Below are 1,025 nucleotides of genomic sequence, written 5' to 3'. Positions count from 1 at the left end.
TGGTGAGGCCTCATACATAGATGCAGCCGGCATTCGGGGATGAAAAAAGCGGTTGACGAAGGGGGCGAGTCCATACATAGGCTGGGATGAAATCCCAGCATCGGGAAACCGCAAAGCACGCTGGGGTTGTTATCCCAGCCTGCGCATCTGAGGCGCGATTGCGTTTTGGGGGACACCCAAATAAAAACGGGGCCGACGACGCCGGGAAGACGTTCGCCAGCCCCGCCAGTCCAACCGGCTCTGAGGGGAGATCATGTAGCGTTTACGGCTGCTCCCTGCGACTCGTGACACGAAGTCCGCGAAACACCATGTCGGAGCGGATGCAGGGAAGCGGTTGGATGGTGCGCAGTCTACGAGCTGGCGCCGCGTGCACCCTTAGCTTGTCGGGACGTTTTGCTGTTATGACGGGCCGTTCTTCGAGATGTGCCACGGGGACGTTGTTCGGCGTGGCCGCCCGTCTGCATGGGCACCCTCACCATATATATGGAGTGGCTGGCCTCTCTCTGTATGCATAGGTATCTCATTCGTGCAAAGAGCTGCTTCCTCTCCTGCTTGTACCTGATTAGCGTCTTGCCTCGGCTGGGTATGTCGTGGTGTGGGGGCATTGCCTGCGGCGCTTTCGGACGCCGTCGGCGCCCGAGTCACTTTTCTTTGCTGGCCCAAAGAAAAGTAACCCAAAGAAATGGCCTGAAGAGCTCATGGCATTGCCTAGGTTACAAGCCTGAAGGATGTCGCCTTGCTTTGATCGATGGCGGGCCCAGCTTCTACCGCGCCGCTATACCGCGAGGCGTCGAGACCTTGAGGGCTTAAAGCACGCCCACTCAGGGGCTGAGCTTTGCCGAGGTCTGGCAGATCTGCCTTAAGTCCCTCAGCGCTTCGACGCCTCGCGGTATAGCGGGGGCGTAGAACCTTGGGCGACCAACCACCTATCTAGCCAGAAACGTTCAGGCTTTTCCCTTCCCCATGCCATGAGCCTGTGAGGCCATTTCTTTGGGTTACTTTTCTTTGGGCCAGCAAAGAAAAGT

Source organism: Dyella acidisoli (assembly GCF_030160295.1).
GTDB lineage: Bacteria > Pseudomonadota > Gammaproteobacteria > Xanthomonadales > Rhodanobacteraceae > Dyella_B > Dyella_B acidisoli.
Note: the sequence above shows the minus strand (reverse complement) of the source record.